The sequence below is a fragment of the Falsirhodobacter sp. alg1 genome, assembly GCF_000739715.2.
GTDB lineage: Bacteria > Pseudomonadota > Alphaproteobacteria > Rhodobacterales > Rhodobacteraceae > Falsirhodobacter.
Map to the genome: position 1 here is coordinate 139,525 of NZ_BBJC02000005.1, position 14,136 is coordinate 153,660.

Consider the following 14,136-nt stretch of genomic DNA (forward strand, 5'->3'; position numbering starts at 1 on the left):
GGTCAGGGGGTACCGGTGGTTGATGTGCGCGGTATCAGGGTCATGGGGATGGCCGAGGGAGGGAGATGATCCGTTCCCTCGATTTGCGCGATAAGGGCCTTGATCGCGTTGCGCGCGATGGCGAACTCGTCGGCGATGACGGTCGTCAGCGTGGGGCGCATGACCGAGGCAAAGATCAGATCGTCGAAACCGCTCAGGGACACCTGCTGGGGCACCGCGATTTTCGCGTCCTCCAGCACGGCCAGCAGGCGAAGGGCCACCAGATCCGAAGTGGCGGCAATCGCAGTTGCCCCCTGTTTCACGGCGGCGACGACGGCTGCCGGTCCTTCTTGCTCCAGCCAGACGGTTCTGGCCGTACAATATGATGGGAGCGCATCGCGCATCCCGGCAATCCGGTCACGCTGAACGCCGGAGAGATTGCTTTCCCCGACAAAAACCAGAGACCGGTGGTTGAAGCGCGTCAGATGGCCCACGATCAACGTACCGCCCTGATAATGATCGGCCGAAACGGTGTTATCCGGTGATGAGGGTGTGTCGATGATGACCAGAGGTGCCGCACAGTCTTCAAGCTGCGCGCCGCGGCGCGGTACCAGAATAATGCCATCGGCCCCGCTTTTGAGCAGGCGGGCGATCGCGCCCTGCTGGTTCCTTGCGTTGCCATGACTGTCAGCGATCAGCATGCCGTAACCAACAGCCGCACTTTCATGTTCCAAGGCTTGCGCCATGCGTGGAAACAGCGGGTTCGAGAGGTCAGGCAAAACCAAGCCCAGAACTCCGGACCGGCCGGTGCGCAAGGCCCTTCCGGGGCCGCCGGGGGCATACCCGCGCCGTTCGGCCTCAGACCGGATCTGATCTGCCAACTCCGGAGAAACGCGCCCCTTGCCCGACAGAACATTCGAAACAGTCGCTGCCGAAACGCCCAGGGATGTTGCGATATCGATGAGGCGAGGCGGCAAGGACGAGTTTCCTCCCAGAGACTAATATGAAAATATTACGCAGAAATCACGCTTGATAAAACGATTAATCACCTCCTGTCATGCACGGCCACCCTAAATCTGGCCAAAGATGACGATTACGTATTGCCCAAGCGTCTCTTGCTCGAAAAGCCGTCAGTATGCACAAGATATAATCAAAGTGTTTACGCCCATTCGGCGTCCTGGCCCCATGCGTCATTCACCAGCGGCGTGGTAAACATTCTGCGCATAATGCCAATATCTACAAACCACCCAGAAAAAGGGTTCGGCAAAATGAGGCCGACAGATGCAATCGCGGACATTGCACCTATATGTTTGTCTCGCAATGATGCGGAAACATACGTAGGATAACCGCATGCTTCATGCCGAAACGGCCTGCCGATGACCCTGTCGTCTTACCCTTCGATGGCTTTTCCCGATATTGCGGCTGTCCGGTACGGGCATGGGCTGTCGCCGTTGTTTGCATCACCCGCCGATACGGATATGCTTCTGTCATCGGTATCTGTCATGCCTGCCACGCCGATGGTCGCCGTCGGCCATGCGGGCACGATGATTAACGACTACAACCGTATCCGCCGAGCGTCTCGCAACGGGGATGAGGCCGAAAGGGCCGCGTACAAGGCTGTGCGGAATTCATTCGTGTCCGCGCATTACAACGGGCTGATGATACGGTTTTCCCGTATCCTTGATGCGCCAGTCACCTTTGGCGAACGGCTGCACGCCTTCTGGATAGATCACTTCACAACGATAAAGCGGGATATCGCACAGGTTCCGCTGCAGCTGGATTTTCACGACCACGCCTTGCGCCCCTACATGGGCGGGCGGTTTGTCGACATGCTGGTGGCGGCAACGACCCACCCGATGATGCTGGGGTATCTGGATCAGACGAAGTCGAAAGGTCCGAATTCCGTTTCGGCGCAAAAACGCGGCGGCGGGGTGAACGAGAACCTCGCGCGGGAGGTGATGGAGCTGCACACCCTTGGCGTCGGTGCAGGCTATAGCCAGACGGATGTGCGGCAGCTGGCGCTGCTGCTGACGGGGTTGGGGCAGACCAAGGATTATGAGGGGGCGTTCTTTCCGACCTTGGCAGAGCCGGGGGCCGAAACGGTCCTGAATCGCAGCTATGGTGGCGCAACCCCGTCGGAACGGGATGTCCTTGTAGTTCTGGGGGATCTGGCACGGCACCCCGCCACGGCGCAGCATCTTGCCCGAAAACTGGCAGCACATTTCGTCAGCGATGATCCCGACCCGGATCTGGTAGCGGCTATGGCTCGGGCCTATTCGGACCATGATACCGACCTGATGCCGGTTTACCGGACCATGATCGATCATCCCGCCGGTCAGGCCGGTACGGGGGGCAAGGCCCGTCAGCCATTCGACTGGATGGCCACGGCAATGCGGGGGTTAGGCCTGCGGGGGGCTGATCTGGCCGGCATGCGGGGCAAGTCGGTTCGGGATCTGTTCATGACGCCCCTGTCGCGTATGGGTCAGCCATGGCAAAGCCCGGCGGGGCCGGACGGTTGGCCCGAGGAAGAGCGGGCCTGGCTGACGCCGCCCGGTCTGGCCGAAAGGATCAATTGGTCGATGAATGTGCCGTCACGGCTGATGACTGATTTACCTGATCCCCGCGAGGTTGCCGAGGCAACGATCCCGCCCGGCGCGCGGGATACGCTGGCAATGCTGGTGCCCCGGGCCGAACGACGTGCGGACGGGCTGGCGCTGGTTCTGGCATCGCCGCAATACAACACACGATGATGGAGGACAGGATGACCGGACCTTCCCAGATTTCCCGCCGCCTGTTCCTGAAGGGGTCAGCTGTGCTTGGCTGCTCTGCTGCGGCGCATCCGCTGCTGAATACTGTCACCTTTGCCAGCGCGCCGGGTGAAAACAGGCTGGTGGTGATCATCCTGCGGGGCGCGATGGACGGGCTGGATGTGGTGCAGCCGTATGGCGATCCATCGCTGCGTGAATTGCGCCGCTCCCTTTCTGTCGGACCTGCGGGCGGGGCGCTTGATCTGGACGGGTTTTACGCGCTGCACCCCGCCTTGGCACCGCTGATGCCGATGTGGCGTGCTGGCGAACTGGGGTTCGCCCATGCAGTTTCAACGCCTTACCGTGACAAGCGCAGCCATTTCGACGGGCAGGATATGCTGGAGGCGGGCACGGGCATGGATGTCGCGCCGTCGATGGTACGGGATGGATGGTTGAACCGGCTATTGCAGACCATGCCCGACGTCCGGTCGCAGACGGCCTATTCCGTCGGGGCCGAGGCGATGCCCGTCCTTGCCGGTTCGGCCCCGTTTCTGGCATGGGCCCCTGATACACGGCTGGAATTGGGCGGGCAGGCCGAGGCCTTGTTCGAGGCGCTGTACCATGACGATCCACGTTTTTCCGGCCCGGCTGCAGAGGCGCTGGAGATCAGCCGTGCCGCCGGCGATGCCGGGGCCAAGGCCGATGCGACCGCCATTGCCCGGTTTGCAGCACAACGGTTGAAAGAGGAAACGCGCATTGCATCCTTCTCGCTCAACGGCTGGGATACCCATCGGGGGCAGGCAGGGTCGATCCGCCGGTCATTAGACCAGCTTGCCACCGTTCTGATGACACTGAAGGCTGAATCCGGCCCTGTCTGGGGCCGTACAACGGTTCTGGCTATGACGGAATTCGGGCGCATGGCTGCCGAAAACGGATCGGGCGGTACCGATCACGGAACGGGTGGCGCTTTGATCATGGCAGGTGGCGCCGTGCGTGGGGGTCGTGTGTATGGGCAGTGGCCCGGCCTGGCTTCCGGCGATCTATATGCCGGTCGTGATCTGCGGCCGACCGCGGACGTGCGGGCCTATGCCGGTTGGGCCATGCGCGGGCTGTTCGGTTTGCAGTCATCGCGCATCGAGAATGAGGTTTTTCCCGGCCTCGATCTTGGGCGGGACCCCGGACTGTTCGTCTGAAAAAGCCGGTCAGGGAGCTGCCCTAAGCTCGTTGGCCGCGAACATAAGGCATTCGTAATTTTGTCGTTGCCCTATGTTGATGACACAGTCGACGTTCCGAACATAGGTTGGCTGATGAGATATTATTTTTCCGGTGTCGCTCTTGCTTCGGCGCTGATTGCAGGCACTGCGAATGCACAGCCCTGCGGCGATGCCGATAGCCCCTGTATCCTTGACAGCGGTTCTTATTACGCCATTGCCCCTGCCACCAAGCCAGAGGGAATAGTCGTTTTTCTCCATGGTGCCGGCGCTCAGGGCAAATCCTCCCTTACGTCGGACCTTGCGCGCGATGCGACGGAACGCGGATATGTATATGTCGCCCCGGATGGATATCATCCCGAAGCGAGGTCGGCACGGAACTGGTCGGTCAAGGCAGATAACACCAGCTTCGAGCGTGATGATATCGCCTTCTTGAACGATGTTATGGATGATGTACGCCAAAGGTTTGGCGTGACCGCCACACCGACGCTACTGTCCGGCTTTTCACGTGGCGGGTCGATGGTCTGGGATATTGCCTGCCAGCAGCCAGGATTTGCGACGGCCTATGCGCCCGTGGCAGGGGCGTTCTGGGATGAATTGCCGAGCGGTTGTGCAGGTCCGGTCAAACTGTTCCACACCCATGGCTGGGCCGACCGTACCGTGCCACTGGAAGGGCGTCGTTTTTTCCGCGACGGGCAGGGGACGGTGACACAAGGCGATGTGTGGGTTTCTCTCAAGATCATGAGGGAAGCCAACGGTTGCATCAACCGGCAACCCGAAACGACGAGTTTCGAGCATGACATCTGGTTCCGTCACTGGACCGACTGCAACGGCGCAGATCTTGAGCTGATGTTGCACCAAGGGGGGCATCTGGTGCCTGCCGGATGGTCAGCGCGTATTCTCGACTGGTTCGAAGGCTAGGGAATTTGCTGCATCCATTACCGGAGGCAGCAATCCCGCTACTTCGGTGGCCTGGAATCATCCTGCACAACCATCGCGTACCCTTCGCCTTACGGTCTGCGGCAGATCCAGCGATTGTCTGTTTTGGTATCAAGGGCATAAACTTTGCTGTCCCGCAGCGGTTGCACTTGGAATCTTCACCGCGATAGAGCTTATTTCAGTGAATGTATCTCGGATGCTGTTATCTTTGATGCATAAATCGGGAGAGCGTGCATGATGAAATCTTGGGTGCAGATGACGGCTGCGGGTATAGTCGCCTTGGTAGGTGGGCTTTTCGCGCTGGTAAATCCGCTTGCGGCCAGCATGACGACCGTGACCCTCGTGGGATGGGCCTTGGTGATCGTGGCCGTTCTGCAAGGATGGGCCACCTATAGCTCGGCAACGATGGGGTTGCGCATTCGTGCCGGCGTCATTGCCTTGGCTGCCGCATTCCTTGGTCTCTCATTGCTGCTCGGGCCATTCGGCGATGGTACGCTCTTCAAATGGCTGGTCGGATTGCTCCTGCTTGGCTCGGGTGCTGCCAAACTATATGCGGGCTTTGCCATGAAGGGGGTCCAGAACCAGCCGCTTGTCTATGGCGCGGGTGCGGTTTCCATCGTGTTGGGGGCCGTGGTTTTGTTCGGCCTGAACCTGAATTTCGGTATTCTTCTTGGGATAGAGCTTTTGGCCAGCGGCCTTGGACTGGTGCTGCTGGGGCTCTATCGAAAATCACAGAATGTATGATCCCGACTCCAAAGCACTTCGCAGTCTGTTGGCCATTGCCTTGAGCCTGGCCATTGCCGGAATGCTTGGAATGCTGCTGGTGGTCGGCAAATCGTTCCTGTTGCCGATCCTCGTTGCCGTGATTTCGGTCTATGTCCTGGTTGAGGCGAGCGATGCGATCGGCCGTTTGCCCGGTGGGCGATTTTTGCCCGAATGGTTGCGGCGCGTCGTGGTTCTGGCGCTGTTCCTGCTTGCCGTTTTCATGATCGGCGGGGTGATGATTTCCACGGCTGGCCAGATCAGCGCGCGCCTGCCCAGCTATCAGCATAATGTCGCAGGTGTGCTGGCGCGGCTGCTGACGGTGATCGGCGCGGATCATCTTGACTGGCAGGCCGTCTGGCATGAGGCGACCAGTACGATATCGCTCGAACGGTTTGTCAGGGGGGCTTTGGGTTCCATCAGCACTGCCGCGGGACTGATCTTTCTTGTTCTGCTGTATGCCGTGTTCATGATGGCGGAACGCAAGGGGTTCGCGCATAAGATCGCCGTTGCGCTTCCCAGCGACAAGGGCGCACAAGCCGCGGAAATCATCTCGCGTATCAACACGTCTATCGGCGGGTATCTGGCGGTCAAGACATTGGTCAATGTTGTCCTTGGGGTCATTTCATATGCCGTCATGTGGGCATTCGGGGTCGATTTTGCCCTGTTCTGGGCCGTGCTGATCGCACTGCTGAATTACATTCCTTATGTCGGCTCCATACTCGGGGTCCTCTTTCCTTTGACACTCAGCATGGCCCAGTTCGGCTCATTGCAGGCCACCGTGGGCATTACCGTGCTTCTGACCGCGGCACAGGTCGGGGTGGGAAGTTTTCTTGAGCCGCGCATCGTCGGCCGCAAGATGAACATGTCGCCCTTCGTCGTATTGGTCGCTCTGGCCCTCTGGTCAACACTCTGGGGTATTCCCGGTGCCATTCTCGCGATCCCGTTGACATCCATCATCGCCATCATCCTGTCCAGTTTCGGGCCGACACGGCTTTTTGCTGTCCTGCTGGCAGGGGATGTCGCAGCATATGAGGGGGTTGATGAAGCCCGTCCGTAATCTGGGTGCGGGGATCCACGCCGCATTTACCGACAGCTGGGTTCGTTTCCTGCTGGCGCTGACATGCGTCATGATTACGACGGCCTCGATATTCTATCGATGGGCCGAGGGGTGGAGCTGGCTAGATGCGGCCTATTTCTCCGTCATCACCATATCGACGATCGGCTACGGAGATTTCTCGCCCCAAACAGCGATGGGTAAGGTTTTTACCATCTTCTACGTGATCAGCGGCTTGGGAATATTCGTCGTGACGGCCTCTGCCATTGCAGAACGTATCATCTCCTCTGCAAGACACGACAGCGGGGTGCACCGGCCAGACAGGTGACTGCGCCAGCCGGTTGCTTTCTTGACGCTAGCGTGAAAATGCGATGGCGAGACTGAAATTATGGTTGGTTTCGCTCAGCCCTTTTGGTGCGGCTGGAAATTTCCCGGCACGCTGCACGGCGGCAACCGCCGCCTGATCCAGAGCGGCATTCCCCGATGAGGTTCGGATCGATACCCCTTGCAGTGTCCCGTTGCTGGCCACCGTCAACTGCACGGTAACCTGGCCGGAGGCGCGACCGGCCGCTGCCGGATATGACTTTCGCCGTTCGATACGCGCAAGGATCGCTGCGCCCCAGCTTGCGCGCAGACTGTTCTGCTGCGCTTCGGTCAGAACCGCTGCGGCTGCCGTCCCGTTATTCCCGGCATAGGCACCGCCGCCCGCGCCCGCCGCCCGCTGTGCCTGCGTGCGGGGCTGGGAGGTGGTGGCTTTGGGTGCTGCCCTAGGGGTGGGCGGCGGGGCGCTCAGGTTTTGCGGCCTTGCCCGGGGAATAAGGCTGCTTTGTTGCGCGGGCTCCACCTCCAAGGGGGATGGGGTCGGCGTAGGGATTGGCGTGGGTTCTGGCGCAGGTGTCAGGGCCGGTGCCTCCGGCGTTGCTATCTGGATACCCTCGATTGCAGGTGTTTCTGGCATTTCCGGGGAATCAACCACGGGTTCTGGTGCTTGAGCAGGGGCGGGCGGCGGTGGTTGCACCGGTGCGGCTGCAGCTGCTTGTGCGGCATCAAATGCGTCAATCATGGCTTCCAGAGAGGCGTCACTGGCCTCGACTGAAAGCTTGTCTTCGCCCCCCGCACCCGATGCGATGGCGCCTGTATCATCGCGGCCCATCCCGAACACAGCCGCATGCAGCGCTACCGATATCAGGGCACAGCCTGCAAAACCTGCGGCAGCGCGCATGTTCATTGCTCTGCCCCCTGCAGTGATGTCACCAGCATCAGATCCGTGAAATCGGCCTGTTTCAACTGGCGGACCGTTTTTGCAAGGACAGACGCAGGAAGCGCGCCATCCGCCCGGACGAACACGACCGCAGGCCGAGCCGTGCAATCATTTTCCCCGCAATATATATCCCGAGAGGCGGATAGCGCGACGATAGCATCATCGTCCAGCGCATCCAGAAACCCGAGGCGGGCATCGGCATCAATGAATACCGTGAAAACGCCCTCGGCCTGCTGAGCTTCCTTTGCCACAGGGGGTTCCACCACCAGCGGTTCCGGAGAATTGATCTGCGCGGACATCAGAAAAAAGATCAAAAGCAGGAATACCACATTGATCATCGGCAACAGAGTGTCCGCCCCGCGCCGTGGGGGTTGTTGGGGAATCTGCATCGCTACTCCACCAGAACCAGACGCTGAAATCCTGCGCCGCGCAGCTGCTCCATGATCGTCACAATATCCTGTGTCGTTGCCTCCCGGCCCCGCAAGGCGATCGGGTCGTCGGGGCTTTGCATCAAGCTGCCGAGTTGGGCGATGACGTCCGCCATAGGCATAGGGGCCCCATTGAGTTCTACCGCAGCCCCCGTGCCAATATCGATAAGCCGGAGCGGCCCCTGCCACTGGGATTCCGATTGCCCTGCCGTCAACAGCGGCAATGCCTGCTCGGTTGAGAAGCGTGATGCGAGCATGAAGAAAACCAGTAGCAGAAACACCACGTCGATCATCGGCGTCAGATCCGGACGACGTCTGCGTTTGGGGGGCTCGATAACAAACATCGCTTTTATCCGGCGGCCGACTTTAGGCCATCGGTCTGGGGAGCATCCATGGGGCGTGGAACGAACACCAATGTCGCCCCATCCTCCATTTCATGCTGCAGACGGGTAGAGATCGCCTCGAACCAGGTCAGTGCAATCTGTGCAGGAATGGCAATGGCCATCCCCGCTGCCGTGGTCAGAAGCGCTTCCCAGATGCCGCCAGCCAATGTGGCCGGATCCGCCCGGACGCCCGCTTCCTGAAGGGCCTGGAACGCTGCGATCATACCGGTCACCGTACCGAACAATCCCAGAAGCGGCCCGATCGTTGCAAACAATTCCAACGCCCGCAGGCCCGTCTTGGCACGGGACAGTTGGGCCCGGGCTACGCGGAGTGTTTCGGCCTGCGCCGCATCGTTCGACAGGGCCGGATCATGGGCGGCCTGCATGGCTGCACGAACAACGAGGGCGCGCAGCGATTTGCGGGTCGCCAACAGGTTCAGCGCGCCGCTGCGATCACCTGCGGCCCATAAGGCCAGCGCACGTCTGGTTGCCCGTCCGCCCGACCATGTGCCTAGCCACGCCAATTGAAATATCTTCCATAAGATGACGGTCAGTGTCAGCACGGACAGCACCGCGATCGCCCACATGGCCCCGCCGCCCATTTCCAGAAAGGCATAGATCTTGGGGATATTGATCGTGAGAAATTCGGGGATCACGATATGCCTCGTTTGCATCTGCGGTTGCGGCAAGGGTTACGATTCCCGACATTATTAGTCAAGAAAGCCTTTTGTCGTTGCGACATGCCCGTGTATTACAACAGTTCTGCTGAAAAAATTTGCGCAGGACGCTCTCTATGGTTGTAGTTCTCGATTTGTATCGTTAGCACGGGCACCGATTAGCCATGGAATATCGGCCATGCCGATCGCCTAGCCACCAAGTGCACAAAGCATAAGAAGGCAGGCAATGGTAACCGACAGTTCCACCGCAAGCGCGACTCAAGGCGCTGACCCCTCTGTCAAATACCCCGATAAAAACACCAAGAGGCGGAAACATCCGTCACCGTGGCGCATTCTGAAGCCGGTTCAGGCGCGGGTGCGTTTTGCGATGGCGATTTCGGCCAGCTCGGCGCTGTTCGGGCTGGCTGTGATGGTGCAGCTCATGATGGTCGTGCAGCGTTTGCTGCAGGATCCGGATGTCGTGCCTTGGGGATGGTTCTGCGGTGCGGCGGTATGCACGGTGGCGGCCTATGCGGCGCGTCTGGGGGCATTCAACCAGGCCCATTACGCGGCGTTCCGGCTTGAGCGGCTGTTGCGTATGGGGTTGGCGGATCGGCTGTCCAAGGTTTCGCTCGGTTATGTCGAAACGCAGGGTGCCGGTGCCTTGGCCAAGGTTATCCATGACGACGTGAAGGCGCTTCACGTATTCGTTGCCGACAGCACGCCGTTGTATGCCCGCGCCTATGTGACACCGCTTGTCACGCTTGTCCTGCTGCTGGTTCTGGATTGGCGGCTGGCGCTGGTTGCGTTGGTGGTACTGGGGATTGGCTACGGAATCCTGAGCCGCGCACAAAGCCGTCGGCGGGACATGGTCCGCTCTTATAACGCCGCGCGGGAAAAGGTCAGCGCGGCGGTGGTCGAATATGTTCAGGCCATGCCCGTTGTGCGCAATTTCGACAGCGGCAAGATGAGCTTTGCACGCTATCAGGAGGCGCTGGACGGTTATCTGAAGGTCATGCTGGACTGGTATCGCGCTGCCGGGTTTCCGGCCCGTTTTTCGTGGCTTGTCCTGAGCCCGATGCCGACACTGACACTTGTTCTGGGTGCCGGTCTGCTGCTTACCTCCATGGGAGATCTTTCGGTTTCCCGCTGGCTCGGCGTGCTGCTGATCTGCACCGGCATGGCCGAGGCTATGATGCCCATGATGATGCTACGCCATATGATTGAAAAGGTCGCGCTGAGTGTTGCGCGGATCGAGGAAGTGATGAACGCGCCGGAACTGGCCGCGCGGTCTGGGGCCGTGGAGTCAACCGACCCCAATGCACCCGCCCTGCGTTTTGAGGATGTCAGCTTTTCCTACAACAACGACCACGATCAGGCGTTGCGCAATATCAGCTTCTCGGTTGCGCCGGGCAGCGTGACGGCATTGGTCGGCCCCTCCGGTGCTGGCAAGACGACTGTCGCGCGATTGATCCCGCGGTTCTGGGATGTGACTTCTGGTAAGATCGAGTTGGGCGGCGTGGATATCCGCAACATGGATGCGGACCGCCTGATGGAAAAGGTAGCCTTCGTCTTTCAGGAAAGCTTCCTGTTTGCCGATACGATTGCTGAAAATATCCGGATCGGCCGGCCCGAGGCCAGTGATGAGGAAGTGATTGCCGCGGCCCGTTCGGCGCAGGCGCACGGCTTTATCAACGAGCTGCCGCAGGGCTATGATACACCCGTTGGCGAACGGGGGGTGTTCCTGTCAGGGGGGCAGCGGCAGCGGATCGCCATTGCGCGCGCGCTGCTGCAAAGCAGGCCCATCCTGGTTCTGGATGAGGCCACGGCCTTTGCCGACCCCGAAAACGAAGCCGAATTGATCGTGGCGCTGTCAGAACTGATGCGCGGACGAACGGTCATCATGGTGGCGCATCGCCTGGCCACCATTCGCGATGCGGACCAGATTCTGGTCTTCAACCGCGGACAGATTGCCGAGCGGGGCAAGCACGATGATCTGGTCGGTCAGGGCGGTCTTTATGCACGGCTGTGGCGGAATTACGAAATGGCCCAGAACTGGTCTCTGGGTTCCGGGCGCAGGGATGCGCAATCGTTGACGGAGGCTGAATAATGGAACAGACAACATCCCTACCGCCCCGCAAGGCTCAGGCCAGCTCATTCCTGACCACATTCCGCCAATTGGCCCATAGCGTGGGGCCAGAGGCGGCCTCGGGCCTGCGTTGGTCGCTGGCGGGGTTGATCGCAGCCTCGGCACTTCAGGGTTTCGGCCTTGCAGCTATTGCGCCTCTGCTCACCGCCGCTGCGACAGATCCTGATCTGTCCCGCGCGCTGATGTGGTTCGGCGTCATGGTTGTGTTGATGGCCGTGGCATCCGCATTGCGGTGGATTGCGCAAGGTTTCGATTTCGACGGCCGGATGGTGCGTGCCACGTGGCGCCTGCGGGGACAATTGGGCGTAAAGCTCCGTGAAATCCCGCTGGAGCGTTTGCAGGACAAGCGTGCTGGCGAGTTGAATTCGATGGTGCTGGGCAATGTCGATGAAAATCTGCTCTATGCGCTTACCGTACTCAACCTGGTTTTCACGGCAATCGTAACGCCTTTGTGCGCCGCATTGGGAATCCTGCTGTTCGACTGGCGGCTGGGGCTGCTGCTTTTGCTGATCTTTCCGGCGATCATTCCATTGTATCACTGGCGGCGGCCCGCCTTGGGCCGTGGAAAGCGGATTTTGAGCCAAGCCCACCAAAGCGCCAGCGCCGATGTTCTGGAATATACTCAGGGCTTGCCAGTACTACGAGCGGCGGGGCGTGCTGGTGAAAAAGCCGCGCGTTTGACGCAAACCTTCGAAAAGCTGGAGGCGATTCAGGTGTTTGGCCACCGTAAAGGGGCCAAACCGAACATTATCGTTGCCAGCATTGTCGAAGTCGGCCTGCTGATCGTCCTTGCCTTCGGCATCTGGCTCGTGATGGCAGGCAGCCTTCATGCGGCCACGCTGGGGGCGCTGTTCGTGATCGTCGTGCGTATTTCCGAGCCGTTGTCCACCTTCATCCTCTACACCGCGATGCTTGAGGTCATGGAGGCCGCACTGGAGCGAATTGGCTCGCTGATGGCCACCAAACCCTTGCCGCAGGCCACGCCCGAACAGATGCCGACCAATCACGTCATCAAGTTCGAGAACGTCGGCTTCAGCTATGCACAGGCGGATCGGCAAACGATCACCGCGTTCAATGCCACCTTGACCGAGCGGTCATTGACCGCGCTTGTCGGGCCATCCGGTTGCGGCAAAACCACGTTGACACGCCTATTGCTGCGCCATTTTGACCCGCAGCAGGGTGCGATTACGATCGGGGGCGTCGATCTGCGCAATATCCCGGCCGATCGTATCAACAGCCTGATTTCGGTGGTGTTCCAGGATGTGTATCTGTTCAACGATACCGTCATGGCCAATATCCGCATGGGTCGGCCAGAGGCAACGGATGCCGAGGTAATTGCCGCTGCGGAAGCTGCCCAATGTCTCGATTTCATCGGCCGCCTGCCGCAGGGTTGGCAGACACCGCTTGGGGAAATCGGTGGCAGGCTCTCGGGCGGCGAACGTCAGCGGATCTCCATCGCACGCGCGCTGTTGAAAGACGCGCCGATCATTGTGCTGGATGAACCGACGGCCGCGCTGGATACCGAAAGCGAGCTGGCGGTGCAGCGGGCCCTGGATGCATTGGTTGCCAGCAAGACCGTCATCGTCATCGCACACCGGCTGTCCACCATCGTGGGGGCTGACCAGATTCTGGTGATCGAAGAGGGGGCGCTGGCCCAATCGGGCCGCCATGCCGAACTGCTGGAAGAAGGTGGCCGTTACGCACGGATGTGGGCAGCCCAAGGGGCCGCCAAACAGTGGCTGGGCGGGCGGTGATCAGCGCGGTACGATCAGGGGGGTATGGCTGACGGGATCATCCAGTATGATCGCGTCCAGTCCGAAGACGTCCCGCAGCAATGCGGGCGTCATCAAGGCCGAAGGCGCCCCCTCTGCCACAACCTGGCCGCCGGCCATCACCACCAGATGGTCGGCATAACGGCAGGCTTGGTTCAGATCGTGCAGGACTGCGACAATGGTCCGGCCCTGATCCCGGTTCAAACGGCGCAGCAGGGACAGCAGTTCCAGCTGGTGCGCAATGTCCAGATAGGTTGTCGGTTCATCGAGCAGCAGTAATGGCGTTTCCTGGGCAAGGACCAAGGCCACCCAAACCCGCTGCCTTTGGCCGCCCGACAAGGCTTCGACATCACGTTCTGCCAGATCGGCCACGCCCGTTGCGGCCATCGCGCCGGCAACCACCTCGGCGTCTTGCCGGCTCCATTGCCGAAAGGGGCCTTGATGCGGATACCGTCCGCGGGCGACCAGATCGGCCACCGTGATGCCGGAAGGGGCCTGCGCGCTTTGGGGAAGCAGTCCGATCCGGCACGCCAGCTGTCTGGTCGGGATCTGCGCGATATCCTGACCATCAAGGACGACGGTACCGCTGCTTGGTGGCAGAAGGTTGCACAAACCCCGCAGCAGCGTGGATTTTCCGCAGCCGTTGGGACCGATGATGACCGTGAATTTGCCATCCCCGATCCCCAGTGAAATGTCGGCACATACAGGCTTTCCAGCATAACTCAGCGTCAGTCCCTGCGCCCGAAGGCGCGCGGTGGTATGGGGGCTTGCGGTCAAGGTATCCTCGGGGCC

At 60.3% G+C, this 14,136-nt stretch carries 14 protein-coding genes; 8 read left to right on the top strand and 6 right to left on the bottom strand.

Translation table 11 applies throughout. The features are described 5' to 3' along the window. Positions 1 to 2: 2 nt before the first annotated feature. Positions 3 to 956, bottom strand: coding sequence for a LacI family DNA-binding transcriptional regulator (locus TR36_RS10890; protein WP_045392618.1), 954 nt, complete (start codon positions 954 to 956; stop codon positions 3 to 5). Positions 957 to 1,355: 399 nt separating this feature from the next. Between TR36_RS10890 and TR36_RS10895 the strand changes: the two genes are divergently transcribed. From TR36_RS10895 to TR36_RS10920, 6 genes are all read left to right on the top strand, one after another. Then, positions 1,356 to 2,729 carry a DUF1800 family protein gene (locus tag TR36_RS10895; RefSeq protein WP_052362654.1) on the top strand — a complete coding sequence of 458 codons (1,374 nt, stop codon included), beginning with the start codon at positions 1,356 to 1,358 and terminating at the stop codon, positions 2,727 to 2,729. Between the two features lie 11 nt (positions 2,730 to 2,740). Beyond that, a complete protein-coding gene (locus TR36_RS10900) occupies positions 2,741 to 3,919 on the top strand; it encodes a DUF1501 domain-containing protein (RefSeq protein ID WP_045392614.1) in 1,179 nt (392 codons plus the stop codon). Positions 3,920 to 4,033: 114 nt separating this feature from the next. Further along, positions 4,034 to 4,858, top strand: coding sequence for a PHB depolymerase family esterase (locus TR36_RS10905; protein WP_045392611.1), 825 nt, complete (start codon positions 4,034 to 4,036; stop codon positions 4,856 to 4,858). 252 nt (positions 4,859 to 5,110) lie between these two features. Beyond that, positions 5,111 to 5,620 (top strand): DUF308 domain-containing protein, encoded by a 510-nt coding sequence (locus tag TR36_RS10910; protein ID WP_202814411.1) that lies wholly within the window; start codon positions 5,111 to 5,113, stop codon positions 5,618 to 5,620. Further along, positions 5,613 to 6,698, top strand: a complete 1,086-nt coding sequence (locus tag TR36_RS10915; RefSeq protein ID WP_052362653.1) for an AI-2E family transporter — start codon at positions 5,613 to 5,615, stop codon at positions 6,696 to 6,698. Before TR36_RS10910 ends, TR36_RS10915 begins: the two co-directional genes overlap by 8 nt. Next, entirely contained in the window at positions 6,682 to 7,023 is a 342-nt protein-coding gene (locus TR36_RS10920) for a potassium channel family protein (RefSeq protein WP_045392608.1), read from the top strand. Before TR36_RS10915 ends, TR36_RS10920 begins: the two co-directional genes overlap by 17 nt. A 27-nt stretch (positions 7,024 to 7,050) precedes the next feature. On the opposite strand, the gene TR36_RS10925 is transcribed toward TR36_RS10920, so the two are convergent. The 4 genes from TR36_RS10925 to TR36_RS10940 are packed head-to-tail and all read right to left on the bottom strand — an operon-like array spanning position 7,051 to position 9,423. Continuing rightward, positions 7,051 to 7,923, bottom strand: a complete 873-nt coding sequence (locus TR36_RS10925; protein WP_052362651.1) for an energy transducer TonB — start codon at positions 7,921 to 7,923, stop codon at positions 7,051 to 7,053. Then, entirely contained in the window at positions 7,920 to 8,345 is a 426-nt protein-coding gene (locus tag TR36_RS10930) for a biopolymer transporter ExbD (RefSeq protein WP_045392605.1), read from the bottom strand. The genes TR36_RS10925 and TR36_RS10930 overlap by 4 nt, the downstream gene beginning before the upstream one ends. 2 nt (positions 8,346 to 8,347) lie before the next feature. Next, positions 8,348 to 8,728, bottom strand: coding sequence for a biopolymer transporter ExbD (locus tag TR36_RS10935; RefSeq protein ID WP_045392602.1), 381 nt, complete (start codon positions 8,726 to 8,728; stop codon positions 8,348 to 8,350). Positions 8,729 to 8,733: 5 nt separating this feature from the next. After that, entirely contained in the window at positions 8,734 to 9,423 is a 690-nt protein-coding gene (locus TR36_RS10940) for a MotA/TolQ/ExbB proton channel family protein (RefSeq protein ID WP_237763565.1), read from the bottom strand. A 247-nt stretch (positions 9,424 to 9,670) separates the two neighbouring features. Here TR36_RS10940 and TR36_RS10945 point away from each other — a divergent pair, with 247 nt between their 5' ends. Further along, positions 9,671 to 11,533 (top strand): ABC transporter ATP-binding protein, encoded by a 1,863-nt coding sequence (locus tag TR36_RS10945; protein ID WP_082714931.1) that lies wholly within the window; start codon positions 9,671 to 9,673, stop codon positions 11,531 to 11,533. Further along, entirely contained in the window at positions 11,533 to 13,326 is a 1,794-nt protein-coding gene (locus TR36_RS10950; protein WP_045392597.1) for an ABC transporter ATP-binding protein, read from the top strand. The genes TR36_RS10945 and TR36_RS10950 overlap by 1 nt, the downstream gene beginning before the upstream one ends. Here the strand turns inward: TR36_RS10950 and TR36_RS10955 are convergent, their stop codons facing one another. Next, the gene (locus TR36_RS10955) at positions 13,327 to 14,121 is read right to left on the bottom strand and encodes an ABC transporter ATP-binding protein (RefSeq protein ID WP_237763566.1); all 795 of its coding nucleotides are present in this window, start codon (positions 14,119 to 14,121) and stop codon (positions 13,327 to 13,329) included. It lies immediately after the preceding gene. Between the last annotated feature and the right edge of the window lie 15 nt (positions 14,122 to 14,136).